At 67.1% G+C, this 25,596-nt stretch carries 17 protein-coding genes; 8 read left to right on the plus strand and 9 right to left on the minus strand.

What is annotated here, in order from left to right:
• Positions 1 to 45: 45 nt before the first annotated feature.
• The gene (locus IEW02_RS23735; protein WP_188547714.1) at positions 46 to 708 is read left to right on the plus strand and encodes a phosphate signaling complex PhoU family protein; all 663 of its coding nucleotides are present in this window, start codon (positions 46 to 48) and stop codon (positions 706 to 708) included.
• 19 nt (positions 709 to 727) lie between these two features.
• On the opposite strand, the gene IEW02_RS23740 is transcribed toward IEW02_RS23735, so the two are convergent.
• Positions 728 to 2,494, minus strand: a complete 1,767-nt coding sequence (locus IEW02_RS23740; RefSeq protein ID WP_188547716.1) for a DUF4012 domain-containing protein — start codon at positions 2,492 to 2,494, stop codon at positions 728 to 730.
• Positions 2,495 to 2,677: 183 nt separating this feature from the next.
• Between IEW02_RS23740 and IEW02_RS23745 the strand changes: the two genes are divergently transcribed.
• The 3 genes from IEW02_RS23745 to IEW02_RS23755 are packed head-to-tail and all read left to right on the plus strand — an operon-like array spanning position 2,678 to position 14,283.
• Positions 2,678 to 12,811 (plus strand): non-ribosomal peptide synthetase, encoded by a 10,134-nt coding sequence (locus tag IEW02_RS23745; protein ID WP_188547718.1) that lies wholly within the window; start codon positions 2,678 to 2,680, stop codon positions 12,809 to 12,811.
• Complete coding sequence (locus tag IEW02_RS23750; protein ID WP_188547720.1) at positions 12,808 to 13,698, plus strand: cyclopropane mycolic acid synthase family methyltransferase; 891 nt, start codon at positions 12,808 to 12,810, stop codon at positions 13,696 to 13,698. Before IEW02_RS23745 ends, IEW02_RS23750 begins: the two co-directional genes overlap by 4 nt.
• Positions 13,699 to 13,722: 24 nt before the next feature.
• Positions 13,723 to 14,283 (plus strand): YdcF family protein, encoded by a 561-nt coding sequence (locus IEW02_RS23755; RefSeq protein ID WP_188547817.1) that lies wholly within the window; start codon positions 13,723 to 13,725, stop codon positions 14,281 to 14,283.
• Here the strand turns inward: IEW02_RS23755 and IEW02_RS23760 are convergent.
• From IEW02_RS23760 to IEW02_RS23770, 3 genes are read right to left on the minus strand one after another with little or no spacing between them, the layout of a single operon-like run.
• Positions 14,276 to 14,647, minus strand: a complete 372-nt coding sequence (locus tag IEW02_RS23760; protein ID WP_188547722.1) for a CrcB family protein — start codon at positions 14,645 to 14,647, stop codon at positions 14,276 to 14,278. The genes IEW02_RS23755 and IEW02_RS23760 overlap by 8 nt on opposite strands.
• Positions 14,644 to 15,024 carry a CrcB family protein gene (locus IEW02_RS23765; RefSeq protein WP_188547724.1) on the minus strand — a complete coding sequence of 127 codons (381 nt, stop codon included), beginning with the start codon at positions 15,022 to 15,024 and terminating at the stop codon, positions 14,644 to 14,646. The genes IEW02_RS23760 and IEW02_RS23765 overlap by 4 nt, the downstream gene beginning before the upstream one ends.
• Before the next feature lie 2 nt (positions 15,025 to 15,026).
• On the minus strand, positions 15,027 to 15,383 hold the full coding sequence (locus IEW02_RS23770; RefSeq protein WP_188547726.1) for a hypothetical protein: 357 nt from the start codon (positions 15,381 to 15,383) through the stop codon (positions 15,027 to 15,029).
• A gap of 217 nt (positions 15,384 to 15,600) precedes the next feature.
• Between IEW02_RS23770 and IEW02_RS23775 the strand changes: the two genes are divergently transcribed.
• Positions 15,601 to 15,915 (plus strand): hypothetical protein, encoded by a 315-nt coding sequence (locus tag IEW02_RS23775; protein ID WP_188547728.1) that lies wholly within the window; start codon positions 15,601 to 15,603, stop codon positions 15,913 to 15,915.
• 433 nt (positions 15,916 to 16,348) lie between these two features.
• Here IEW02_RS23775 and IEW02_RS23780 read toward each other — a convergent pair whose 3' ends face one another.
• Both IEW02_RS23780 and IEW02_RS23785 read right to left on the minus strand, forming a co-directional pair.
• A complete protein-coding gene (locus tag IEW02_RS23780; protein WP_188547730.1) occupies positions 16,349 to 17,221 on the minus strand; it encodes a type IV toxin-antitoxin system AbiEi family antitoxin domain-containing protein in 873 nt (290 codons plus the stop codon).
• A gap of 285 nt (positions 17,222 to 17,506) precedes the next feature.
• Positions 17,507 to 18,013: an arsenate reductase/protein-tyrosine-phosphatase family protein gene (locus IEW02_RS23785; RefSeq protein ID WP_188547732.1), complete on the minus strand. Its 507-nt coding sequence runs from the start codon at positions 18,011 to 18,013 to the stop codon at positions 17,507 to 17,509.
• Positions 18,014 to 18,045: 32 nt separating this feature from the next.
• On the opposite strand from IEW02_RS23785, the gene IEW02_RS23790 reads away from it, so the two are divergent.
• The 3 genes from IEW02_RS23790 to IEW02_RS23800 all read left to right on the plus strand — a co-directional run bounded on the left by IEW02_RS23790 (position 18,046) and on the right by IEW02_RS23800 (position 23,284).
• A complete protein-coding gene (locus IEW02_RS23790) occupies positions 18,046 to 19,377 on the plus strand; it encodes an NAD(P)/FAD-dependent oxidoreductase (RefSeq protein WP_188547734.1) in 1,332 nt (443 codons plus the stop codon).
• A 132-nt stretch (positions 19,378 to 19,509) separates the two neighbouring features.
• Positions 19,510 to 21,366 (plus strand): DUF7159 family protein, encoded by a 1,857-nt coding sequence (locus IEW02_RS23795; protein ID WP_188547735.1) that lies wholly within the window; start codon positions 19,510 to 19,512, stop codon positions 21,364 to 21,366.
• Positions 21,367 to 21,724: 358 nt separating this feature from the next.
• The gene (locus IEW02_RS23800) at positions 21,725 to 23,284 is read left to right on the plus strand and encodes an acetate and sugar kinases/Hsc70/actin family protein (RefSeq protein WP_188547737.1); all 1,560 of its coding nucleotides are present in this window, start codon (positions 21,725 to 21,727) and stop codon (positions 23,282 to 23,284) included.
• A 3-nt stretch (positions 23,285 to 23,287) separates the two neighbouring features.
• Here the strand turns inward: IEW02_RS23800 and IEW02_RS23805 are convergent, their stop codons facing one another.
• From IEW02_RS23805 to IEW02_RS23815, 3 genes are read right to left on the minus strand one after another with little or no spacing between them, the layout of a single operon-like run.
• Positions 23,288 to 23,893: a YdcF family protein gene (locus IEW02_RS23805; RefSeq protein WP_188547739.1), complete on the minus strand. Its 606-nt coding sequence runs from the start codon at positions 23,891 to 23,893 to the stop codon at positions 23,288 to 23,290.
• On the minus strand, positions 23,886 to 25,019 hold the full coding sequence (locus tag IEW02_RS23810; RefSeq protein ID WP_188547741.1) for a glycosyltransferase: 1,134 nt from the start codon (positions 25,017 to 25,019) through the stop codon (positions 23,886 to 23,888). Before IEW02_RS23810 ends, IEW02_RS23805 begins: the two co-directional genes overlap by 8 nt.
• The gene (locus IEW02_RS23815; RefSeq protein ID WP_229746282.1) at positions 25,016 to 25,561 is read right to left on the minus strand and encodes a DapH/DapD/GlmU-related protein; all 546 of its coding nucleotides are present in this window, start codon (positions 25,559 to 25,561) and stop codon (positions 25,016 to 25,018) included. Before IEW02_RS23815 ends, IEW02_RS23810 begins: the two co-directional genes overlap by 4 nt.
• Between the last annotated feature and the right edge of the window lie 35 nt (positions 25,562 to 25,596).

Consider the following 25,596-nt stretch of genomic DNA (forward strand, 5'->3'; position numbering starts at 1 on the left):
GGCAGAAACCGGGTAGTCTCCATTAACCGAAGTGGGGGCATCCGCATGCGCAACGCGTACACGATAGAACTCAACGAACTGAACGACGACCTGTGCGCCCTGGCGGCCACAGCTCGCGAGGCCATGGTCGATGCGTCGCGCGCACTGCTCGAACGGGACGTGCACCGGGCGGAAGCGTCGATCGCCCGCAGCGGCTACCTCGCCGAACTGGGCACGCGGTGCGAGAACCGCGCGGTGGCCCTGCTGGCCCGTCAGGCACCCGTCGGCACCGATCTGCGGCAGGTCTTCTCGACCATGCGCATCAGTGCCGACCTGGCCCGCATGGGCGACCTGGCGGTGCACATTGCCGAGGCCGTGCGCCGACGTTTCCCGGACGAGATCGTGCCGGACTACCTGGAGCCGAAGTTCGAGGAACTGGGCGACATCTGCCTCGACATGGCAGACCGGGTGCGCCGCGCGCTCGGTGAGATCGCGGTCGAGCCCATTGCTCACCTGGACGACCTCGACGCTCGGGTCGACCGGCTGCACGACGAGGTCATCGAGTCCATCACCGACGAAACCCGTGGCAACGACGTGAAGAAGGCCGTCGACGTCGCGCTGCTGTGCCGGTTCTACCAGCGCTACGCGGCGCAGGCGGTGGACGTGGGTCAACGCGTGGTGTTCCTGGTCAGCGGCTCGCGCCCGGAGAACTCGGCGCGAGCCAGCTGACCCCGCTACAACGTCAGGCTCAGCATTGCGGCACGTTCACCGTCACCTTCGGTGTGTCGACCAGCGGCTGCACGGGCACGGTGGCCTCGCCCGCCACGGCCGGCTCCTCGACTTCCCACGTCACCGTCTGCGTCTCGCCGGGCGGAATCGTGAGGTAGATCGCGTTCACCGGATGGCCCAGCTCGGTACCGCTCTGCACTGTGAACCCCAGCTGCCCGTCGACGGTGACCTTGCCGATCTTCGCGCCCTGGGCGGCGTAAAGGTAGACGATCGATTCGTTGGTGCCGTACGGGGTGTCCGCGCGGAACGTACTGGCCACGTACGGCGGTAACCCGTTCGGATCCACGGCGTTGGTGAGCGTGGTGGTGACGGTGCTCTTCCGGGTCGGACCAGTGCAGGCCTCGGCGGTGTAGTCGATGGTCCGCTGGAGGTAGTAGTCGAGCTTGTTGCCGCCGGCGTTGTTGACCACCACGTCGGCGAAGGGGCCCGGTTCCGCGGACAACACGTGCCCCACCTTGGTTCCGCCCAGAATGTCCTGCTCGGCCGGATCGGCACTCCACACCGAGAGTCGACCCTCACTGGCGGCCCGGCCGACGGCCTCGGCGAGCTTTTGCGGATTCGACGACGCGGACGTGCTCATCTTGGTCACCACAGCCTCGGCGATGCTCTGCAAGTACGCCTTTCGGGCTGCGTTGTCGTCGGCGAACCGGGTGTACGCGGTCGAGAGGGTGATCTCGACGACATTGTCCGCCGTGATCGACTCCCCGCCGGGTAGCGTGACGGGCCCGGTGGCGCCGAGGATGTAGCTGAGCGCAATGGGGTCGGTTCCGATGGTGCCGCTGAGCTGCTCCCCGGTCTGCTGGCGCCACAGGTCGGACCAGATCTGCCCCGCGTAGGGGAAGTGCGGGCTGGCGTTGGAGTTGCGGAAATCCGTCGTGGTGTTCCGGGCGCCCCACAGAGCGGCGTAGCCCGGTCCTAGGTCGATGGGCGCCTGGCCGTATTCGAGATCACTGTTCGGGCCGAGGTCTCGAACGGAAATAGCGCCGTTGTTCGCGTCGACGATTCCGAAAGCGCCGAGCAATCCACCCGTTCCGCGAGCCTCGGCATTTGTTTGGAACGCCAGGAAATAACTCCGATTACCGTTCTCGCCCATCATCGAAGGCAGAAGCTTGCTTGCGAGATAAGTGTTGGTGAGGAGCCCGGACAATTCGTGAGTTTGGTTCTGCAACTTGATTCGCGCGTCGTTCACCGTCGACAGGTACGAAGATTCTCCGATGTTCTGTGCGGCGAGGTCGAGATCGGTTGCTGCGGTCGACGTTTGCTCCAGAACCGGCTGCGCGTCTCGAAGCGGCTGCAGATTCACCCGGCCCGCTCCGTCGACGAGCCCTCGCGGGGACACACCCGAGCCGGCGTCGGCGGCGGGAACCAGCACGTCGGTTGCCAATCCGCCTACGACGTCGGTGATCTGCGAAACGGTGTCGAACGGGCTGCCCACGAACGGAATCGCCGAGGCAATGGTGAAGGGAATGGAATCGGTGTTGCTCTTGGCGTCGTCGGCGTTCTTCTTCGCGTCGGCAGCGGCCTGCTGCGCTGCCGGGATGTCGCCGCCCAGTAGCGAATTCTTGGCTTTCTCGGCGGCGTCGCGGGTAGCGGTCAGGCTTTTCTGCGCCGAATAGGCGTTGTATCCCAACCAGGCAACGAAAGCAATCAGCAAGATCAGAACCACCCCGATTCCGATCAGGACAGGCTTTTTTCTACTGCGCTTACCGATTGTGCTCTGGGTCATCGACCGATCACTCCCCCTCGACATTCGTCCACTGACGCGTTCATGTGCAAACCCGTGTATCGACGTCGAGTGGAGACCGACGGCGCGGACCATTAGCGTAAGTGCAAAGAGACCGGAAACTCTTGCTGGACGCATGCTCGGGGCTGGGCCGTAGGAGAACGCGGTTGAAGAAGGAGGTCGGTGGTGACGAACAGCGCCGTACCTGCCACCGCCTTCCCACTCTCGCCCGCACAGCTCAGCATCTGGGTGGCTCAGAAATTGGCGCCGTCCGTTCCCTTCACCGTCGCCCAATACGTCGACATCACCGGCCCCTTAGATCCCGAACTTCTGATCGCCGCGACCGACATCGCGTGCCGTCGGCTCGAGTCGCCCGCGATTCGTCTCACCGAGGTGGACGGGCAGCCGTTCCAGTGGATCGACTGGGACGTTCCCTACGCGATGGAGTACCGCGACTTCCGCGGTGAGCCCGATCCTGTGGCGGCAGCGCGCGCGTACATGGACGCCTCGCACCGTCGGCCCGTCGACATGAACAACGACCAGCTCATCGTCAGCGAGATCATGCAGGTGGGGGAGCAACGCTGGTTCTGGTACAGCCGCGCGCACCACGTGGTGATGGACGGTCTGGGCGCCATCTCCGTGCAGGAACGCACCGCGAGCGTCTACACCGCCCTGCTCACCGACACCACACCGCCGAAGACGCGCGCCCTCGGTGTGCGCAAGATCTACGAATACGAAGAGGCGTACGGCACCTCGACGCGGTACGTCAGCGATCGTGAGCACTGGATCGGCCGGCTCGTGGACCTGCCGGACGCGCGACGCCTCTCCGGTAGCGTCACCGCACCCTCACAGGCCGCCATCACGGTCGGGTCCGATCTACCGCCCGATGTCGCCGCCGCCATGGCAGACGTTGCGCACCACTACAATTCGTCGGACGTCCCGGTGGTGCTGGCCGCGTTCGCAGTGTACTTCGGGCGCATGACCGACTCCGACGACGTGGTGTTGTCGCTGCCCGTGTCCGGTCGCACGACGACCATGCTGCGGGAGTCCTCCGGCATGATGTCCAACGTCGTACCGCTGCGCATCACCCTCGATCCGGCGGTCACCACCTCCGACCTGCTCCAGCAGGTGCAGGTGGAACTGACCGGCGCCCTTCGGCATCAGCGATTCCGTGTAGAAGACATGCAGCGCGAGCTCGACGCCGGGTTCGTCGGCAGCACGTCCGGTGGCCGTGGAGCGTTCGGGCCGACCGTGAACATCATGATGTTCGACAGCGAGATTCGGCTCGGCGACGTGATCGGTGAATACCGCATCCTCTCGAGCGGGCCGATCGACGATCTCATGGTGAATCTGTACCCCGGGGTGGCCGGCAGCAGCACCCGTGTCGATTTCCTCGGCAACCCCGGCATGTACACCGCGGCCGAGTTGCAGGGCCATCACGGACGATTCCTGGCGCTCCTGCGCTCGATCGTCACCGCGCCCGAAGGCACCCCGATCGCCGAGCTCGACATCACCACCGACGCCGAACGACGTGAGCTGCTCGCGGCGCGTACCAGCCCGGCGGCCGAGCCGATGGTGATGTACGACCTTCTGCGGGACGCACCACGGCGCGATCTGAACGCACCCGTCAATCAGCTTGCGCGAGAACTGATCAGCCGAGGTCTCGGCGCCGAGGACCGAGTGGCCGTCGCGATACCGAGGTCGCCCGCGTCCGTGACCGCGATCTGGGCCGTGACCGGCGCGGGGGCGTCCTTCGTCCCGGTCGATCCGGCCGACCCCCGGTGCGTCGACGTGCTGACCGACTCGGCCGTGTCGGTGGGTCTGATCGACCGTTCCGGGCTCGACACGTTGGCGCGCAACGACATCGACTGGATCGTGGTCGACGACCCGCAGACCGTCTCGGCGGTGTCGGCCAGATCGGACCGACCGATCGACCCGGACGAGCGCGTGCGACCGGTCCACGTCGACAACGAGGCCTACTTGGTTCACACGTCCGGCTCGACGGGAACGCCGAAGGGCGTCAGCGTGACTCATTGCGGGCTGGCCGCGCTTGCCGATGAGGTGGTGAGCCGGTACGAGGTGTCCGCGTCGTCGCGCGTATTGCACCTTGCCGCACCGGTGTTCGACGCCGCGATCCAGGAGATGCTGGCCGCGGTGACCGCCGGAGCAACGCTCGTCGTTGCGCCCCCGGACGTCACCGCAGGTCCGCTGCTCGGCGAATTCGTCGTGCGGGAACGCATCACACACCTGATCACTGCGCCGTCCGTCCTCGCGACGCTGGAACCCTTCCACCTCGACGGGGTCGAGGTGTTCGACGTCGGTGGTGAGGCGTGCCCGCCGGAGTTGGTCGAGCGCTTCGCCGCGGACAGTCGGTCGATGCTGAATGCGTACGGTCCGACCGAGACGACCGTCCTCGCGACGTTGTCCGACCCGATGTGGCCGGACCAGCCCGTCGTCATCGGGTCACCGTTGCGCGGTGTCCGCACCCTCGTACTCGACCACCGGCTGCGCCCCGTGCCGCCCGGTGGCATCGGTGAGCTCTACATCGGAGGCGACGGAGTCGCCCGCGGTTACCGCTCCGCGCCGGGCACCACTGCGGCTCGATTCGTGCCCGACCCCGCGGTTCCGGGTGCTCGCCTGTACCGGTCCGGCGACCTGGTCCGGTGGATCGCCGACGCTGCACCGCGCGGAGCGCACAGTGCCGCTCGTGCCTCCGGGTCTCTGGAGTATCTCGGCCGCACCGACTTCCAGGTTCAGATCAACGGTCGACGGGTCGAGCTCGGGGAGGTCGAATCGGCGTTGCGCGCCCATCCCGGCGTTCGCGACGCCGTCGTCGTCCGGCGCGACGGTGACCCGACGTCGGCCGGCTTCCGGCCCGCCCGCCTCACCGGATACGTGGTCGGTGGCGTCGACTCCGCCGATGTACTGGCCCTGGCCCGAGAGCGACTGCCGCAGTACATGGTGCCGACCACGGTGGTGGTTCTGGACGCGATGCCGCTGACGCCGGGCGGAAAGATCGACAGACGTGCACTGCCCCAGCCCGAGCGTGCGACCGTCACCGTGTACGACGAGCCGCGAACCCACACCGAATGGACTGTGGCCGAGATCGTTTCGGAGGTTCTGGGTGTCGAGAAGGTGGGGCGCGACAACGACTTCTTCGAGCTGGGCGGTGACTCGCTGAGCGCGACGCGGGTGCTCGCGCGGATCAACGCCGAACTGGATTCTTCGGTTACGCTGCCGGCGTTGTTCGAGGCGCCTACCGTCGCAGCTCTCGCCGACGCGGCCGACGCGGCCATCGGGCCGCCTTCCGTCGACCGGCAGTCGATCTCCGACATCGTTGTGCGCGAACCCGTTCCGCTGTCGTACGGACAGCAGCGCATGTGGATCGTCAATCAGGTCGACACCACCTCGGCGGCATACAACCTGCCGATCGCGGTCCGGTTGGGCGTGGCGGCGGACGCCGGCGTTCTGGTCGACGCGCTTCGCGATGTCGTCGGACGCCACGACGCGCTGCGCACCTACTATCCGGACAGCGACACCGGTCCGCACCAGGTGGTGCGGACCGTCGACGAGGTCATGCCCCGGTTGCGAACCGAGACGATCCAACCGGGCGCTGTCGATGCAGCTCTCGCCTCGGCTGCGTCGTCGTGGTTCGACGTCGCGCGGACCGTTCCGCTGAAGATCAGACTGCTCGGTGTCACCACCGGCGAGCTGGTCGTGGTCATCGTCGCTCACCACATCAACGCCGACGGCTGGTCGGTCGGCCCGCTCACGCGGGACCTGCTCATCGCGTACTCCGCGCGCCTGGAAGGCAAACCGCCGCAGTGGCATCCGCTCCCGGTGACGTACGCGCAGTATGCGGTGTGGGATCGAAACCGCGTCGACTCTCGGGTCGACGCCGGCCTCGAGTACTGGACCGACGCACTCGCCGAGTACACCGATCCTGCCGAACTTCCCGCCGACCGGCTTCGGCCCCGGTCGCAGTCCATGACGTCGGGTCATATCGATTTCGGCATCGACTCCGAGCTGTGGCGCAAGGTGCGCGCCCTCGCCCACGCGTCGGGTGCCACTCCGTTCATGGTCGTCCACGCTGCCGTCGCGGTCGTTCTCGCACGGCTCGGCGGACGAGCGCGCACCGTCGTCGGCACACCCGTCGCCGGACGCGGCGACGTGGCTCTCGACGACGTGGTCGGAATGTTCGTGGGGACAGTCCCTCTCGCGGTCACCGTCGACGGGTCCGGCTCCTTCGCCGACCTGCTGTCGACCGTGAAGACCGCGGACCTCGGCGCCGTCGCGCACGCCGACGTCCCCTTCGAACGCGTCGTGTCCGCCCTGAATCAGGACGGACTCACCGACCGGCACTCCCTGTTCCAGGTGATGATCGCGTACGACAACGCACCGCGATCGCCCTCCGCCACCGCATCCATGCCCTTCACCGTGATGCCGATCGACACCGGCGCAACCGAATACGATCTGGCGCTCGAATTCGCCGACGACGCGGGTACCGTCGTCGGCCGAATCGTGTACGCGACAGACCTGTACGACCGTGGGACCGTCGAGAACTTCGCCGAGCTCGTCCGAGGTGTGCTCTCGGCGGGCACGACGAATCCCGATGTCGGCGTGGACGTCATCGACCTCGCGCCGCACACCGTCGCGGCCGTTCCGGGCCCGGTGACGGGGACGCTGCTCGACGTGTTCACCGATCGCGGCGGCATCGCGATCGTCGACGAGTTCGGGGACACGCCGTACGCCGATCTCGACGGGCGCGCGTCCCGGTTGGCTCGGGTGCTCATCGACCGCGGAGCCGTCGCCGATTCGGTTGTGGCGCTCTCGCTTCCGCGCTCCGTCGACTACATCGTCGCGGTATGGGCGGTGGTGAAGTCCGGTGCCGCGTTCATGCCGGTCGATCCTCGTCACCCGCCCGAACGCCGCCGCGCGATGCTGCGCGATGTCCGGCTCGGTATCGGCGCGGGATCCGAGCCCGACGTCGAATGGCTCGATCCGTCCGCCGGACGAGGTCTGGCGCCCTACGCGTTGACCGACGCCGACAGGGCGCATCCGGTGCGCCCGCACAACGCCGCGTACGTGGTGCACACGTCCGGATCGACGGGCGACCCGAAACCCGTGACGGTCACGCACGGCTCGGTCGCCGAGCTGGCCCGACTCATGCCGCCGCGATACGGAGTCACCCGGCGATCGCGAGTGCTGCACGGATACTCCCCGAACTTCGACGCGGCCGTCCTCGAAACAGTCCTCGCGTTCGCCACCGGCGCGACCATGGTGATCGCCCCGCCCGACCTCGTCGGCGGCGAGGAGATGGCGGCGTTCCTCACCGAACACGCTGTGACGCACTATCTCTCGACGCCCGCCATCTTGGCGACCGTGCCGCCCGTCGCGAGCGTGCGGACCGTGGCGGTGGGAGGCGAAGCCCTTCCGCAGTCGGTGGTCGACCGGTGGTCTCCCGGCCGCACCATGCTGAACGCGTACGGGCTCTCGGAGACCACCGTGGTGTCGACTCTCTCCGACCCCCTGACCACCGACACGGCCGTCACCATCGGCCGTCCGATCGACTCGGTCGCGGCGACCGTCCTCGACGACCGTCTGCGCCCCGTGCCGCTCGGCGGTGTCGGCGAGCTGTACCTGGCCGGCCCCATGCTCGCCCGCGGATACGGAACCCTCGCCCGCGAGAGCGCGGCCCGCTTCGTTGCCGCCGACGGCGGCGAGCGCCGGTACCGAACCGGTGACCGTGTGCGGCTGCGCCACGACGGGCAGCTGATGTACCTGGGCCGCAACGATCTACAGGTGCAGCTACGAGGCCAGCGCCTCGAACTCGGCGAGGTCGAGGCCACGCTGCGCGCCCATCCCGGTGTGATCGACGCCGTTGCGGACGTGCGAGACGGACACGTCGTCGCCTGGGTGTCCGGCACGGTGGATGCCGACGAGGCCCGCGCGTGGCAGGCCGCGCGCGTCCCGTCGTGGGCCGTCGCGTCGCGCGTGGTGGTGCTCGAGGCACTGCCGAGAACGACGAACGGCAAGATCGACCGACGCGCGTTGACGGACACCCTCCCGGCTCCCGCGTCGCCCCACGAGCCGACCCGCACGCTCGACGAGGATGTCGTGTCGGCCGTCTTCGCAGCCGTACTCGACACGGAGTCCGTCGGTGCGACGAGCAGCTTCTTCGAACTCGGGGGAGACTCGCTGACGGCCACCCGGGCTGCGTCACGTCTGAGTGTGGCTCTCGGGCTGACGGTTCCGGTTCGTCTGCTGTTCGAGAACCCCACCCCGCGCACACTCGCCGCGGCCACCGGGGCGCTGTCCGAGCGCTTCGTTCCGCTGCCTCCGGTCACGCACACCCCGACGTTCGGGCCCATGCCGCTCTCGTCGGCCGAGCGGCGAATGTGGTTGCAGAGCAGGATCGATCCAGGGTCGGGCGCGCACAACGTCGCGTTCCGCATCGACGTCCCGCGATCGACGGATCTGCACGTTCTCCGGATGGCGATCGTGGACGTGGTGGATCGCCACCGTCCCCTCCGCACCGTCTACCCGGCGCAGAGTTCCGGGCCCGTCGCAGTCGACGTGTCGGCGCACACCGCGGTGCCGTTGCTGCGTCCGCGATTCGTGGCGACATCGGCCCTCGAGAACGCGATTCGTGACATCACCGGCACCGGGTTCGATCTGACGCGCGAGGTACCGCTGCGCATCGAGCTGCTCGATTCGTCGTCGATGACCGGCAGCGACGACGACGAGTTGCTCATGGTCGTCGTCGTCCATCACATCGCCGTCGACGGCGGGTCGATCGCCCCCTTCGCGGTCGACGTGGAAACGGCCTACGAGGCGCGCTCACGTGGACGCGAACCCGAATTCACCCCGCTCGAAGTCGATTACGGGGACTACCGACTCTGGCAACGCGACGTCGTCTCGGCCACCTCGTCCGGCCAGCTCGAACACTGGACGCGGACACTGAAGGGATTGCCCGAGTACCTCGAGCTGCCGACGGGATCACCCTCGAGAGACGAGTCGTCGGCGCCTGTTCGTTTTCACATAGACGCAGCAACCCGGGCGTCGCTGCGGTCGTTCGCGCACGCACACGGCGCTACGCAGTTCGTCGTTCTGCACGCGGCGCTCGCGATCCTGCTCGCCGAGTTGGGAGGAACCTCCGACATCGCGATCGGTACTCCCGTCGGCGGACGCGTCGATCCGCTGTTCGACCCGCTGGTCGGCATGTTCGTGGGGACCCTGGCGCTGCGCACCGAGGTGACGCCGTCGACGTCGTGGACGGATTTCGTCACCGAGGTGCGTGACCGAGACCTCGATGCCTTTGCGCACCAAAACGTTCCGTTCGAGGACGTCGTCGACGCGCTCGACCCCGCTCGCACTGCGGACAGCCACCCGTTCTTCCAGGTGCTGCTCGCCGTCCAGAACATCGAAGCCCCCACGTTGCGGCTCGGCGAGTACGAGGTGCAGGCCGAGCAGCTCGACGTGGACGACGTTCAGTTCGATCTCGAGTTCGTGCTCGCCGATTCGGACGACGGTATCGACGGCATGCTCGGGTACTCCTCGCGGCGATTCTCCCGCGCGACCGTGGCATCGATGGCAGAACGTTTCGGACGCGTACTGCGCACGGTCGCAGCCGATCCCACCATCGCGATCGGTGACGTCGACGTACTGACGTCCGCCGAGCGGCGGGTCAGCCGCGGCGGTGGGGGAGCCGCTGCCGCCACCGCAGTCACACTGGGTGAACTGTTGCGCAGCGCGGTGGCCATCGCTCCGCACGCCACCGCGGTCGTCGGCGAACGACGCACGCTGACCTATGCGCAGCTCGACGTCCTCTCGGACCGTCTCTCGCGCAGGCTGATCGAGCACGGCGCCGGACCCGGCCGCATCGTGGCGATCGCGTTGCCTCGATCGGTCGAATACGTGGTCGCGATGTGGGCGGCGGCCAAGGCAGGATCGGGGTTCCTGCCGATCGACCCTTCGTACCCGGTCGGACGCATCACCGACATGCTCACCGAGGTCGATCCCGTGGTGGGGGTGACGGACGTGCTGAACCTTCCCCTCGTCGGCGCGATCGGGACCTGGGTGGACTACGGTTCGGCGCTCCCGGATTCGGCGTATCGGTCGGGTGACACCACCGCCTACAGCACGTACTACGCGCCGCCGCATCTCGACGACGCCGCCTACGTCATCTACACCTCCGGATCCACGGGCACCCCGAAAGGTGTTCGCGTGACGCACCGCGGATTAGCGGATCTGGTTGCCGCACAACGTGAGCGTTTCGGTGTGACACCTCAGTCGCGGGTGTTGCAGTTCGCGTCCCCCAGCTTCGACGCGTCGGTCTTCGAGATGCTGCTGGGGTTCGGGTCCGGTGCCGCCGTGGTGGTGGTGCCGGGGGGCGTCTACGCCGGCCGCGAACTCGAGTCCGTGCTCGTCGAGAACAACGTCACGCACGTGTGTCTGACGCCCTCGGTGCTCCAGTCCACCGACCCGGCCGCCGTGCCGGGGGTGCGCACGGTGATCATGGCCGGCGAGCCGAGCAACTCCGCGCTCGTGGGCCGGTGGTCGCTCGGCCGCGACGTCTACGACGCGTACGGGCCCACCGAAACCACCATCATGGCAACGTGTTCGACGCGTCTGCATCCCGGTGATCCCGCGACGATCGGTGCCCCGACGCTCGGGTTGGACGCGATGGTTCTCGACTCCCGGTTGCGACTGGTGCCGAACGGAGTCGTCGGAGAGCTGTACCTCGCGGGGTCTGCGCTGGCGGAGGGATACGTATCGCGGCCGGGATCGACGGCCGAGCGCTTCGTACCGAACGTGCTCGGCGAACCCGGTACACGGATGTACCGCACCGGAGACTTGGTGCGCTGGAACGATTCCGGGGACACCGGATCTCTCGGATTTCCGATGTCGCTCGAATTCCTGGGGCGGGCCGACACCCAGATCAAGATTCGTGGGCACCGAGTCGAACTCGCGGAAGTCGAGGCGGCGCTCCTGCGGCACCCCGGAGTCCACCAGGTCACCGTGACCGGCCGATACTCGGCGGGCGGCGCACCCGCGTTGGCTGCGTACATCGTCGGGCCCGCATCGCCCTCCGAGGTTCGCGAGCTCGTCGGTAGAACGTTGCCGCCGTACATGATTCCCGCTGCGATCACTACAGTGAAGGCGTTGCCGCTGACCGTCTCCGGGAAGGTGGACACGGCATCGCTTCCGTCGCCGACGTTCGGCGGCGCGTCCTATCGGGCCCCGAGCACGCCGACCGAACACGTCGTCGCCGCCGTCATGGGCCGGGTGCTCTTCGACGACGACACCACCCGCGTCGGTGCCGACGACAACTTCTTCGAACTCGGCGGGCACTCACTCGCGGCGGTGCGGGTGATGGATTCGCTGCGAGAGGCGTTGGGGCGGCCGATTCCGGTGATCTGGCTGTTCGCCGAGCCGACGCCGGCGGCACTGGCCGCCCGCATCGATGCGGGCGACAACTCGGCCGTCGACTCCGCACTCGCTGTGCTGCTACCGATTCGCCCGTCGGGAGAGCTGCCGCCGCTGTTCTGCATTCACCCGGCCATCGGGGTGGCGTGGAGCTACACCGGTCTCACCTCCGCCGTTCATCCCGATCGTCCGCTCTACGGGTTGCAGGTCCCCGGACTCGAGGGCGGGAAGGCCGGAGGCCGGTCGGAATTGGACGGCGGGAAGGCCGGAGGCCGGTCGGAATCGGATGACGGCAGTGCGCCGACGTCGATCGAGGAGTACGCCCGTCGGTACGTCGCCGAAATTCGACGGGTGCAGCCGACCGGGCCGTACCACCTCCTCGGCTGGTCGTTGGGCGGGGTCATCGCGCACGCGATGGCGTCGCTGCTGGAGAAGCGCGGAGACCGCGTCGCGCTCCTCGCACTGCTCGACTCGCATCTCGACGTCGCAACCGACGCACCGGAGTTCACCGTCGCCGACCTCGCGGATCAGCTGGGCGTCCCCGGCGCGGCCGATTTCGAGGCGATCTCGACTCGACTTCACGAGCAGCGCAGTGAGTTGGCCTTCCTGACGCCGGACTACCTCGAGCGAATGTTCGCCCCGGTGCGCGACGCACCCGCGTTGGTCGAGCGGTACACGCCGTCCGTCGTCGACGCGGACCTGGATTTCTTTGCTGCCCGTGCCTCCACCGCGTCGCGGCAGTGGGTACCGTTCGTCAGCGGCGACGTGACGGTGCACCGCATCGATGCCGAGCACGAACACCTGGGTGAGCACCGGTCGCTGGCGTCGATCGGTCGAATTCTGGAGGCGGTCGTCGATGCGCGGCGATCCTCACGAGGAGTGATGTCATGACAAGTCTCGAGCCCAATTCACAGCTACAACCGAACTTCAGTGGCGTTCAGGCGCATTACGATGCGTCGGACGAGTTCTTCGCGCTCTTCCTCGACCCGACACTGACGTACAGCTGCGCGTACTTCGAGCGGGACGACATGACACTCGAAGAGGCGCAGATCGCGAAGATCGACTTGGCGCTGGGCAAGCTGAACCTGAAGCCCGGCCAGAGGCTGCTCGACATCGGGTGCGGGTGGGGATCCGTCGCGCGTCGGGCGGTGGAGAACTACGACGTCGACGTCGTCGGACTCACGCTCAGCCGCAACCAGTTCGAGTCCGCGGGACGAATGCTGGCGACCCTCGACACCCCGCGCACGGCGGAAGTGCGACTGCAGGGGTGGGAGGAGTTCGACGAGCCGGTCGATGCCATCGTCAGCATCGGCGCGTTCGAGCACTTCAAGCGCCACCGGTACCCGGCGTTCTTCGAACGGTGCCAGAAGCTGTTGCCGCCCGACGGTCGAATGTTGCTGCATACCATCGTCATTCAGGATCTGGATGTGGTGGAGAAGTACGGTATCGAGTTCGGCCGTGCCGACATGGACTTCGTGCGCTTCATGATGCGCGAGATATTCCCCGGCGGGCAGCTGGCGTACAAGTCGATCGTGGCGACCAAGGCCGAGGCGTCCGGCTTCACCATCGAACGCCAGCAAGCGCTGGGCCCGCATTACGCGCGCACCCTCGACACCTGGGCCGCCACCCTGGATGCCCGCCGCGACGAAGCTATCGCGGTCGGTTCGCAGGAGCTCTACGACAAGTACGCTCACTACCTCGCCGGATGCGCAGATCGGTTCCGCGACGGCCGAATCGACGTGGTGCAGTACACGCTGCTCCCCGGCCACGGTACGTAGACAGTGGGTCGGTTGGGGCGCGCCATGATCGTGATCGTCGCCATCCCGGTTGCCATCACAGTCATCCTCGGCGCCGTCGGGTACGTGCTGTTCACCCGGGCATCGATCGACCCGATCGCCAAGGCAGACGCCATCATCGTGCTCGGTGGCGAACACGACGGCCGCGAAGCGTACGGAATCGCATTGGCCGAGCAAGGCGTCGCCGACACCGTGGTGCTGTCAGACCCGTACGGGCCGCACGACAAGACCTTTCAGAAGTGGTGCGCGTCCAGTTCCGAGAAGGTGACGGTGTTCTGCGAGAAGCCCGTCCCGTCGACCACTCGTGGTGAGGCGATCTTCACGCAAGAGCTTGCGCGCCAGCACGGTTGGAAGCACGTCGTGGTGATCAGCTGGCAGTACCACCTCCCTCGCGCTCGCTACATCTTCGGGCAGTGCTTCGACGGCACGGTGACGATGAGGGCGGTGCCGCGAACCTACGACTTCTCCTTGGCGGAGTGGGAATTCACGTATCTCTATCAGCTGGCGGGGTTCGTCAAGGCTGCGGTGCAGGGGTCGTCGTCGTGCACCGATCCGTCGGTTACCTGATCTTGCGATACAGCACGACACCGAATCGGATGGACAGGTAGCCGAGAAGCGCCACCGCCGCGCCCGCCACGATGTTGGACCCGACTCCCATCACCACGCGGCGCAGCTTCCCGGGACCTTCTGTCTTCGCCGCTTCGATGCCGAGGGCGGTGAAAGGCGCTGCAGCAGCCAGGAAGCCGAGACCCACCAGTGCCAGGATCGACTCACGTGGTCCGATTGCCATCAAGACACCCAGCAGCGCCGATGCCGTCAGATTGGCCACCACCACCACGCGTTCCGATGCCCATCGCGCGTAGTTCGTTGCGGCGTAGTGCAATCCGGTTCCCGCGGCTCCGCCGAGCGCGACGAGCAGGTAGGGGATCATCGCCGCCTCACGCCGGCCGCGAGCAACGCACCCAATCCCATGGCCCCGAGTGCTGCCACCGGGGTGACCACGAGGAAGACCACCGCGAACCAGCGAGTCGCGAAGGCGACGCCCATGACCGCGTACACACTGAAGCTGGCGAACCCTCCGCACAGGCCGACGGCGAACGCTCGTAACGGCTGTGAGGTGCGGGTGGCCCCGAGGATCAGTCCGAGGACGAAGCACCCGACCACCGACGTGACGAAGGTGGCGCGCAATTCCCCGGTGACCCCGGAACCCTCCTGCCAGAACCAGTAGCGGCCGACGGACCCGATCGCGCCGCCGAGCGACGCGAGAGCGATCCGCCCGCTGGTCACCTTGTCTGTGGCGGTCGTCATCCCTACCCGTCGGGAGTGGTCGTGGTGGTCGTGGTGGCCGAGGTACGGCTGGGTCGAGTCCGGCTGGTGGTGGGTTCGCGCGAGGTCGACGAAGCCCGCGTGCTGGTCTCCTCGGTCGTCGTCGTAGGCCGTTCGGTGGTGGGGTCCGCGACCCGCCACGTGGGCGACGGCGGCACCGAGATGATGGGGCTGGTCTGGGTGGATGCGACGTTCTGGAGGCCGCCCGAGTCCAGCGCGGGCGGCGAGACGTACCCGTCGTCGTCGTCGAACACACCGCCCGCCGATGCGAAGACGACACCGGCCGCAACAGCCACCCCGGCAAGCGCCACGGCGATACCCGCCGCCTGTTTCTCCCGCATCCACGCACTCCGTTCCGTGACCTGTCCGCCCCCACCGTATGGGCTACGGGTCACTCCTTCCATCCCGCGCCCGCCGAAACGGGGCACACGTCCGATCCGCTGCCCCGAAGAGCCATCGGGTACACAATCGCAACCCCGTTGGGGGAGAACGACTCCCGCGTCGTGAAGCCTGTGTGAAATCGGTGCGTACAACAGCTCCGAGCGCGATACTGAGTGCATGACCACAACCAGCGTCGAGCAATCCCTGTCGAACAAATACGTGAGCCGCGCAGTCGAGGCGGCGCAGCTGTCCGCGTCCAACGTCGACGACATCGTCGCCTGGCTCGGCGAACTCGGAGTCGACGACGTGTCGTTCAGCGGACCCGGCGAACACACCGCCTGGGTCGGACTGCCCGGCGCCTCCGGCTCCGTCATGGACCACAAGGCGTACGACGGTGAGTGGATCGTCGTCCTGCGCCGGCCCGACGACCAGGTCACCGGCGCCATCGCTCTCACCGACGAGTTCTTCTCGCGCTGGTTCGTGCGGGACTAGCTTTTGCCGCGGGGGGCGCGGTCTTTCCTTCACAACCGGCGGCCTGGGACCGATCTCAGCCACAACCGTCGGCCTGGGAGGGGGCGGGTGCGGTTGTGAAGTTTTTGCCGCGGGGGGCGCGGTCTTTCCTTCACAACCGGCGGTCTGGGACCGATTGCAGCCACAACCGTCGGCCTGGGAGGGGGCGGGTGCGGTTGTGAAGTTTTTGCCGCGGGGGGCGCGGTCTTTCCTTCACAACCGGCGGTCTGGGACCGATTGCAGCCAGAACCGTCGGCCTGGGAGGGGGCGGGTCTGGTTGTGAAGTTTTTGCCGCGGGAGGCGCGGTCTTTCCTTCACAACCGGCGGCCTGGGATCGATCTCAGCCAGAACCGTCGGCCTGGGAGGGGGCGGGTCTGGTTGTGAAGCTTTTGCCGCGGGAGGCGCGGTCTTTCCTTCACAACCGTCGGAGTGCCGCCCGAATTTCCGCGATCACAGCTTCCGGTTCGTCGCGGATGCGGTGATACGTGAAGCGGATTATCGACCACCCCGCATTGGTCAGTGCGTTGTGCCGCTCCGCATCGTGGTCGAAGCGCAGCACGTCACGGTGCCAAGCCCACCCGTCGACTTCGACGATCAGCTTCTGTGCAACGAAAGCCACGTCCACCTCGTAACGGAGGATCCGGACATGCGTCCGCCAGCCGCTGAGACCGTCGGCGCGCAAGAGTCGCAACAACATTCGCTCGGCCTCGGACGCTCCACCTTCAGCAGCTACCAGGAGCATTGCGCCTGCAGTCTTGCTGCCGTGTCTGCCGAGGTGTTTCTCGTGCACCGACTTCAGGATGGGCAGCGAGGTGTTCTGCTGCAGAGCGCGGTCCAGTAGCTGGGGCCCATTGCGTACGACCACCACCGTTTCGAGAACCGTCAAGGGCAGGTTCGTCACCCGTAACGAGCGCACGGTGTCGACGTCGGTCCAGTCCAGGTCGCGCCGGCGCACACGAATGTCCCCGCCACGCTTGATAGACCGCTTCAGGGGAATGGTGACCGTGATCGACCTCGGCGCGTCCTTCAGAATTCCGTGCCACCACGCTGCGCTGGGTCCGTCGGCCGCTGCACCCGCACCTGCACCGAGGACTGCGGCCCGCAGTCGAGCTTCGTCGTCCCACGGTCGCTCCGTCGCGAGATACGTGCCCGGCCCGACTCGTCGCCACTCGCCCCGTGCCACGCGTCGCTCGATGGCGTCGCGACCGAGGCCGGCTGCGAGGGCTTGTCCAGCGCTGATGACCCCATCTTGGCGCGCGAGAATTTTGTTGACCGGCAGCAGCGTCATACCTGGTTGGACGCACAGGGCGTCAGACGGTTCCGTTCACTCGCGGTTGTGAAGCTTTTGCCGCGGTAGCCGCGGACTTTCCTTCACGACCGCCGCCGGCCCGTCCCCGGCACGCTCGCCGCCGCGCTTGTGATGCTTTTGCCGCGGTAGCCGCGGACTTTCCTTCACGACCGCCGCCGGCCCGTCCCCGGCCCACGACCGCCGGCGCGGTTGTGAAGCTTTTGCCGCGGGAGGCGTGGTCTTTCCTTCACAACCGCCGACGGCCCACGAGCGCCGCCCCAACCCCTACTCCCACACCTCGAGCAGCGGGCCCAACGCGTCGGAGATCTGCTGCCCGATGCTCTCGAACACCACCACCGACTGCCCGATCGGGTCGTCGATGTCGAGGGCGGCCACCGGGGCGGTCACTCGTGCTCGGTACCAGGCGGCGGGATCCCCGGATCCGGTTCGAGCGGCCAGCTCCGACGCCTCGAGGAGGGTGAAGGTGGTGCGGAGCTTGCGGGGCGCAACGGCGAGCACCCCGTCGCGATGGCGCGCGGTCATGGTGACGATGACGTCGGCCTTCGCGGCAATGTCGGCGGTCAACCGGCGCGCGGCGAAACCGTCGGGCGATCCGCCGAGCGAGACGAGAACGTCGGACGCCGTTGCCTCTACTCCGTGGCCGACGACTGCGCGTGTCCCCGCGCTCTCTGCGGTGACCGTCAGGCCGCGTTCTGCCGCGTAGGCCTGCACCAACCGCTCGGCAGTCGGTGATCGGCAGATGTTTCCGGTGCAAACGAACAGCACGTGCATGGCGGAAGTCTATGCATGGCACCATCGAAGTCATGAAGCACGCACGCCCCAGAGTCGTCATCGTCGGCGGCGGGTTCGGCGGCCTGTACGCCGCTCGGCGACTGAAGAAAGTCGACGCAGACGTGACGCTTCTTGATCGCGGTACGTCTCACGTCTTCCAGCCACTGCTCTATCAGTGCGCAACGGGCCTGCTGTCGGAGGGTGAGATCACCTCTCCCTTGCGGCATCTTCTTCGTCGGAACAAGAACACGCACGTCTTTCTCGGAGAGGCCACGACGGTCGACGCCGACGCTCGGATCCTGACCGCGACGCGAGCCGACGGCTCGACGTTCGACCTCCCGTACGACTATCTGGTCGTCGCCGCGGGGATGCAGCAGTCGTATCACGGCCACGACGAGTACGCCCGCTGGGCGCCGGGCATGAAGACGGTCGACGATGCGTTGGCCATCCGCCGCAAGCTCATCAACGCGTTCGAGATGGCCGAATCCCTGCCGACGGCAGAGGAGCGACGGCCGTGGCTGACGTTCGCGGTGACGGGCGGCGGGCCCACCGGTGTCGAGATCGCCGGTCAGATTCGCGAGCTGGCGACCAACGCGTTGGACAAGGAATTCCGTTCCATCGACCCCGCCGAGGCGCGCGTTCTCCTGATCGACGGGGGCGATCGTGTACTCGAGTCGTTCAACCCGAAGCTGTCGGGACACGCACAGAAGACATTGGACAAGGTGGGCGTCGAAACGCATCTCGGTGTGCACGTGACCGACGTGTGCGAAACGTCCATTCAGACGACCTCGAAGACAGACAAGACCGACGTCGAGGTGTACGAGGCCAGGACGGTGCTGTGGACCGCCGGCGTCGAGGCGGTTCCGTTCGTTGGCGCGCTCGCACAGGCGCTCGGCGTCGAGCAGGTGGGCGGCGGCCGCATCACGACCGAACCGGACCTATCGGTGCCCGGCCATCCCGAGGTGTTCGTCGTCGGGGACATCATGTCTTTGAACAAACTTGCCGGTGTTGCCGAGGTGGCGATGCAGGGTGGGCGTCACGCCGGCGCTCAGATTGCTGAGTCGATTGCCGCCGGCTACCGCGTGAGCACCCCGTTCAAGTACCGCGACCTCGGCACCGCGGCCTACATCGCGCGACGCAATGCGCTGGTCCAGGCCGGTCCCCTGAAGATGTGGGGGTTCGCGGGGTGGGTCTCGTGGGGTGTCATTCACATCGCGTTCTTGGCGGGTTTCCGAAATCGGACCGGGACAGTCATCAATTGGGCGGCTACTCTCGCATCCGGAACACGACGCGAGCGTGCGATCACGTTCGGCGATCCCGAGACCGCACGCACTCCGTACGGAATCGGCGCTGAAACCGGATAAAAGTCGGTTAAGGTTGCCCCGGACCAGCCGATGTGCTCCACAACACCGGTTTGGCTAGACTCAATGACTGTTGAGGCGTCCATACGGGGATGGTCGTGTTGCGTGTGATCTCGGTATGGCTAAGGGCGGCGGATGAGTTCGGTTCTCGGAGTGTCGGTGGGCACCAGTGCCGTGCGTTTGGCGCGCCCGAACGCTGATCTGCGCCTGGGAACCACCGCAGTCTTCCAACACCGCGCCATCGACACCACGTTCGACGAAGCCGAGCAGCTCGCCGCCGAATCGATCGGTGTCGAGATGTCCGACGGTGCGGACCGCAACAATATCGCCGCCACCGGCGTCGCGTATCGCGACGATGTTCAGGCGGGTGCCATGGCGCAGGCCATGGCGCGCCAGCACATCGCGAACTACCGCCTCATCCCCGAGGTGCACGCCGCTCTGCGATTCCTCCACTCGTCGGGCGAACTGGCCGGCGTCGGCACCGTTGGTCTTTACGATCTGGGCAGCTCCGGCTTGAGCGTCAGTATCGTCGACCTCGGAACCGGCGAGATCGTGGCCACCGAGCGCAGTCTCGACGTGGGCGGCAACATGTTCGACGCCTTGATTCGCGACAACCAACTCGGGCGTCAGCAGGGCATCTTCGGTGACGTGGACGCCCGCGACTTCGAGATCCGATGCCGCACCGCGAAGGAACAGCTCTCCGACAGCGGCGCCGTGTGCCTGCCCGGCTCGGGCGGCCTCATCCTCCTCTCGCGCGAGGCGTTCGAGGCGATGATCGCGGTACCAGTCGAGAACTCCGCCAGGATGGTGAAAGACCTCATCGACCGAAGCGGCCGGACGGTGGACGCGCTGGTCCTGGTCGGCGGCGGGTCCAACATCCCGCTGGTGCGTGACACCCTCGGCTCGTGGACGGGTCTGCGTCTGATCACGCCCGACGAGCCGGAACTGGTGGCCGCCAAGGGTGCCGCGTTGCTCGCCACACCGGTCGAATCCGCGACGAACGGGCACGCCTCGGTTCCGACGAACGGGCACGCCGCGGTTCCGACCAACGGCCATGCGCCGGTTCCGACGAACGGTCACGTCCCGGTCCAAACCAACGGTCACGCCGCGGTCCAGACCAACGGGCATGCGCCGGTCCCAACGAACCATCACGCCCGGGTTCCGACGAACGATCTGACCCAGGTTCCGACGAACGATTTGACCCAGGTTCCGACGAACGGTCACGTCCCGGTCCCGACGAACGATCACGCCCAGGTCCCGACGAACAATTCGACCCCGGTTCCGACGAACGAGCATGCCGAGTTCGAGAACCGCGCCCCGCAGAAGGTCCCGTACGACCCACTGAAGGATCCGCTGCCGACGGAGCAGATCGCCTACTCCGAAGCGCCCGCCGCGCCCACCGAGGCGTATGCCGTCGACGGCCGAGGCAACGCTCCGAGCGAAGTCGACGCCGTCGAACCACGTACCCAGTCGCCTGCACCCGCGAGCGAGACCCCGCGTAACCGGACGGCAGAACCCGACGTTCGCCCGGTGTCGGATCCGCGGTCGGCGAACGTTCCGTCGTGGCTGACCGGCTCCCCGGACGGCCGGGCCGCCACTGCTCCGAAGCGGTCACGAGTACCGGTCGTCGCGGCCGTCGTCCTCGCGGTGATCGCTGCCATCGGTCTCGCCCTGGGATACGGCGGAACGCGCGAGAGCGAGACCAGTGTGCAGACTCCGGCGACAACGGACGCGCCTGCCGCACCCTCCACCGCCGTCACCACAACCAATCCGCCGCTGACCACGACCGCACCGTCGACGGTTCCTCCGACCACCACCCCGGCTCCTGCCCCGGTCGAGGTTGCACCACCCGCGTCGAACAACGGCGGCGGAGGTGGGGGCGGCAACGCCCCCGCACCGGCTCCTGCCCCGCCGCCTCTGATTCCGGGACTACCGGAATTCACGCTTCCCAACATCGTGCTGCCGCCGCTGCCGGTCATTCCCGGCTTCTGACCGGGGTCTGCCGAACATTCTTTCGGTCTGTTTGTGTGTTATCTTTCTGTCACTCGGTCGGCTTGTCGATCGGGTACGGCGTTGCGGGGAGCGCCGGTTCGTGCGCGGAACTTCTCCTCGCACAACCTCTTCCGAGATGACCGCGGGGAACGAGCGGTGTTCGGTCGCATACCACTGCGTCCGACTTCTGCCCGCTCTCCGTGAGCCGGGTGCTCTCGGGTGCGGCCGCGGTGTGCTCGTTGTTCGGAGATTGTCCGTTCGGCGGGGGATGAGCACGCCGCGATCGCTTGGGGTTGCACCACCGACACGTACACCGGCGCCCTCGGCGCCCCACCCCGAATCGGAGGCCTTGCGGTCGATGACGGCTGTATTCGGACTTTCGATCGGCGCCACGTCGATACGCGTCGCTCGCGCAGACGGCCTGCAGATCGACCCTCCCGCCGACGGATCCCCGCAACCCGAAGTCCGCTGGACCTACGTCACCCGGCGCGTCCCCCGCAGCGACGAGACCCATCTCGACGAGGCGGCCGAGGAAGTCTCGACTGCTCGTAGCCAGAACGGCTCCGATACGCCGATCGGGGTCGCTGTCGTTCGGCCCGAATTGCGCCTCGAGGCAGACGAACGTATTGCCGAGCGCCTCGACGGCGTTCTGATCGCGGCGGAGTCACGCGCTGCGCTTCGATCGATCGTGCACAGCGCAATGGCAGCGCAGTACGACACCGTCGCCATCTACGATCTCGGTGCAACGGGCCTGTCCGTGTCGCTGGTCGACACCGAGCGCGGTGTCGAGCTCGGTGCCGCCCGATCCACGCTCGCCAGTGGCGATCTCTTCGACCACGAAGTTCGGCAACACCTGATCTCCAACGGCATTCTCTCGGAGCCCACCACACCCGAACAGCAGGCAGAAGTCATCGCTTTCTGTCGAGGCGTGAAGGAATCCCTCTCGACGTCGGTGTTGGCACAGACGCCCGGCGGCGGCACGATGTTGATGTCGCGCAACCAGTTCGACCAGGCCATCTACCTGCCGATCGAAGAGACGGCCAAGATCGTCAGCGAGCTGGGCCTGCGATGCCGCAGGGCGGCGCAGGCAGTGATCGTCATCGGCGGTGGCGCGCACATACCCGTCGTCATGACGATTCTGGCGAGATGGCTGAACGTCCCTGTCCTCGTTCCGGAGAATCCGGAGATGGTCGTCGCGCACGGTGCGGCCCTGTTGGCGGCAGAAGAAGCGGCACTTCCTGCGCCAGCTGTCGCCTCGGCCGGTGCCGCCTCGGCGTCCGCCGCGGCCGATTCCGGGTTCACCACTGCGCTCGTCGCCGATGCCGGGGACGCGTCGGGGTCGACGTTCTACGCCATCGCCGTTCCCGAGACGGTCGTTCCTCCGTCCGCCGGCGAGGCTGTGACAACCACGGTCGGCCCCTCTCCCGGAAGATCGCGGTCGTGGCTGGACCGGCTGCTCGGCCGTCTACCCACCGGTGCGGGCGTGATCGCGACGTTCGTCGCCATTGCGCTGGTGGGACTGTGGGCCGCCGGCCAGTCTCTGCTCAGACCCTCGGAGAACGGCGACGGATCGGATGCGTCCACGTCGGTCGGTGAAACGAGCGCGACCGCAGCTCCGTCGTCGCTGGATGCATCGCCGAGTTCGCCGCCGGCCGAGACGACGATGTCGCCCACGAGCGCCGTCGTATCGAGCGCAGTCGTGTCGAGCGCCGTCGCGACCGGTCGTCGGAACCAGACCGTCGAACCGACCCGCACCCGCGCGCCATACACCTACCCGACCAACGATCATGTGAGCGGTTCCATCCCGTCGCCCGGCGCCTCGACGCCGCGCCCGGACCCTTCGCTCGACATCTCGGTCCCGTTCCAGATTCCGCCGCTGCGGTTGCCCATCCCCAGGGTCTACCTACCCGGGTTCTGAGCGTCAGCAGTCCTCGAACAGAGCGCGGACGAAGCCACCCGACTGGTAGACGAAGTTCCATGCCCATCCGACGGTGTTCAGCTCCGTCGGGCTTGCGACGTACAGGATTTCACCCGGCCAGCACTTGTCGATCACGAAGCGTGCGCGTGCAATGTGCGGGGTGAACGTCACCACGATGACCTTCTTCCACCCCTCGGCGCTCGCACGGCGCGCGAGTTCGCGGCCTTCGCCTCGCGTGGTGGCGGGCTCGGGATTGAAGCAACTGACGACGAAGGTGTAATCGCCGTTGCACAGGCGGTCCATGTAGCCGTCCTTCTCGAACCCGTACCGCGCGTAGTGCCCGTCCTCGTACGGATTGGAGAAGACCACCTGGGGTGCGTAGCCCTGCTCGGCCAACGACAGGGCGAACTCTTCCCGGCCGTCGTGCGATCCACCCAGAACGAAGATGGCGTCGGCCTTCTGCACGGAGTCCTCGTCCGGGTCGACGTACGCCGACCAACCGATGCCGATGAACGCGACCATCGCGACGACGAGCGTCAAGGTCACGATCTTGAACACTCGCAGGACGCGCCGCTTCTTCTTCGGCTTGTCGGCGGTGGGTTCAGTCATCGCGAAGTGTGCACGCATCCCGGTAAACCTGCTCCAATTTTGTTGCCACAGCGGACATTCCGAATTCTTTACCGATGGTATCGTGCGCACGAGCGCCGAAATCAGCGCGCGCTTCGCCATCGGTGGTGAGTCGCCTCACAGCGTCGACGAGAGCGCTGTGCGAGTGATCGACGACGATTCCGCTGCCGCTACGCGAGATCGCCGGCGCCAGTCCACAACTGTCGGTCACGACGACGGGAAGCCCGACGGACATCGCTTCGAGAACCGACATCGGATAGGGCTCGTCGACGGACGGAAGCACGTACACCGATGCGCGCCGCATCCGGGCGAGTGTCTCGTCGGGGGATGCGGCGCCCTCCCACGAGATCGAGTCGGCGTGCCCGCTGGCCTCGATCGCACCGCGCACGGCGGCGCCCTCGCCCTCGTCGGGGCCCACCAGGGTGAAGCGGGCGCGCATTCCCTGCTCGAGGAGTTCGCGCGCCATCGCGACGAACATCAGGGGTCGCTTGCGGGACTGTAGACGTGCGAGGAAGAGGACCTCGGGCGGCGTGGTGCGCTGCGCTGCGTCCACGGCGGTTTCCGGCACCCCGTTCGTCAGCCAGTGCAGCCTCGAATCCTGCTGACCTGCAACGGATACGAGGTCACCGTGTTCGCGCTCGGTCAGGTACAACCCTGCTGTCGCACGGCGCAGGATGGGTCTGGTGAAGAACGCGTCGAGCGGTCGCGCCAACAGTTTGTCCGTCGCGTCGATCATTCCGTGCGTCTGCACCACGAGCCCGAGCCCCAGAACCGACGCCAGCCTTGCCATCGGCATCGTCACCAGGTCGCGTGCGAGGTGGACGTGAACCACATCGAAGTTCTTGCGGTGGGAGACGAACCAGCGAATCATCGCGGGACTGGTCAGTCCGGCGAAGCCCGTCTTGGGAACCGCCTGCCGCGCCGGAAACAGTCGGACCGGTACACCGTCCTGTTCGGTCGGAGGATGTCGATAGCCGGACGTGCCAGCCACGACGGTGACGTCGTGGCCCCGTTCGATGAGTGCTCGTGACTGGTTGACGGCCACGCGAACCGGACCGCCGAACGAACCCGCCGGAGTCACCAGGGTGACCACCTGAAGGATCCTCATGTTCTCGTGTCGGCGGTCGGCGCGAGAACCGTCGCGCCCGGCGCCACGTCCTTGGTGATCAGTGCGTTCGCCCCGACGACGGCATCCGCGCCGACGGTGACGCCTCGTAAAACGGTGGCGCGCACGGCGATCCACGCCCCGTCCCCCACGACGATCGGCGCGTTGTCGAACTCGAAGGTCGGTGACCGGCGGTCGTGGCTGCCGGTGCAGAGCAGAGCCGCCTGAGACACGCACACGTCGGAACCGATCGTGACGGGTTCGAGGTTGAGGATCCACACGTCCTCACCGATCCACGAATCGGCACCGACCGTCAACTTCCACGGCCAGTGGATGCGGACGCGATGACGGATGAGAACGTTCTCACCGATCGTCGCCCCGAAGGCGCGCAGCAACGCCACGCGTAGCGCCAGCGGGCACCACCATCGCGTCACGACGAGGCCGGAGATCAGCATCCACAGCGCCTGAGTCAGTTTTCCGCGGCCCTTGTCGTATCCGGCGCCGGTGAAGCCGGCGAGTGAGCGACGGGCTGGAGTCGTATGCACGTCGCTCACGCTAGTGCAGGACGTTCGATCGGGGA

This window comes from Rhodococcoides trifolii (assembly GCF_014635345.1).
In the GTDB taxonomy this organism is placed as follows: domain Bacteria; phylum Actinomycetota; class Actinomycetes; order Mycobacteriales; family Mycobacteriaceae; genus Rhodococcoides; species Rhodococcoides trifolii.

Excerpts from the sequence above, each read along its gene's own strand:
- IEW02_RS23805 (WP_188547739.1), bottom strand. The coding sequence starts at position 23,893 with ATGACTGAACCCACCGCCGACAAGCCGAAGAAGAAGCGGCGCGTCCTG.
- IEW02_RS23775 (WP_188547728.1), top strand. The coding sequence starts at position 15,601 with ATGACCACAACCAGCGTCGAGCAATCCCTGTCGAACAAATACGTGAGC.
- IEW02_RS23810 (WP_188547741.1), bottom strand. The coding sequence starts at position 25,019 with ATGAGGATCCTTCAGGTGGTCACCCTGGTGACTCCGGCGGGTTCGTTC.
- IEW02_RS23765 (WP_188547724.1), bottom strand. The coding sequence starts at position 15,024 with ATGACGACCGCCACAGACAAGGTGACCAGCGGGCGGATCGCTCTCGCG.
- IEW02_RS23760 (WP_188547722.1), bottom strand. The coding sequence starts at position 14,647 with ATGATCCCCTACCTGCTCGTCGCGCTCGGCGGAGCCGCGGGAACCGGA.
- IEW02_RS23795 (WP_188547735.1), top strand. The coding sequence starts at position 19,510 with ATGAGTTCGGTTCTCGGAGTGTCGGTGGGCACCAGTGCCGTGCGTTTG.
- IEW02_RS23740 (WP_188547716.1), bottom strand. The coding sequence starts at position 2,494 with ATGACCCAGAGCACAATCGGTAAGCGCAGTAGAAAAAAGCCTGTCCTG.
- IEW02_RS23755 (WP_188547817.1), top strand. The coding sequence starts at position 13,723 with ATGATCGTGATCGTCGCCATCCCGGTTGCCATCACAGTCATCCTCGGC.
- IEW02_RS23800 (WP_188547737.1), top strand. The coding sequence starts at position 21,725 with ATGACGGCTGTATTCGGACTTTCGATCGGCGCCACGTCGATACGCGTC.
- IEW02_RS23785 (WP_188547732.1), bottom strand. The coding sequence starts at position 18,013 with ATGCACGTGCTGTTCGTTTGCACCGGAAACATCTGCCGATCACCGACT.
- IEW02_RS23735 (WP_188547714.1), top strand. The coding sequence starts at position 46 with ATGCGCAACGCGTACACGATAGAACTCAACGAACTGAACGACGACCTG.
- IEW02_RS23790 (WP_188547734.1), top strand. The coding sequence starts at position 18,046 with ATGAAGCACGCACGCCCCAGAGTCGTCATCGTCGGCGGCGGGTTCGGC.
- IEW02_RS23780 (WP_188547730.1), bottom strand. The coding sequence starts at position 17,221 with ATGACGCTGCTGCCGGTCAACAAAATTCTCGCGCGCCAAGATGGGGTC.
- IEW02_RS23750 (WP_188547720.1), top strand. The coding sequence starts at position 12,808 with ATGACAAGTCTCGAGCCCAATTCACAGCTACAACCGAACTTCAGTGGC.
- IEW02_RS23770 (WP_188547726.1), bottom strand. The coding sequence starts at position 15,383 with ATGCGGGAGAAACAGGCGGCGGGTATCGCCGTGGCGCTTGCCGGGGTG.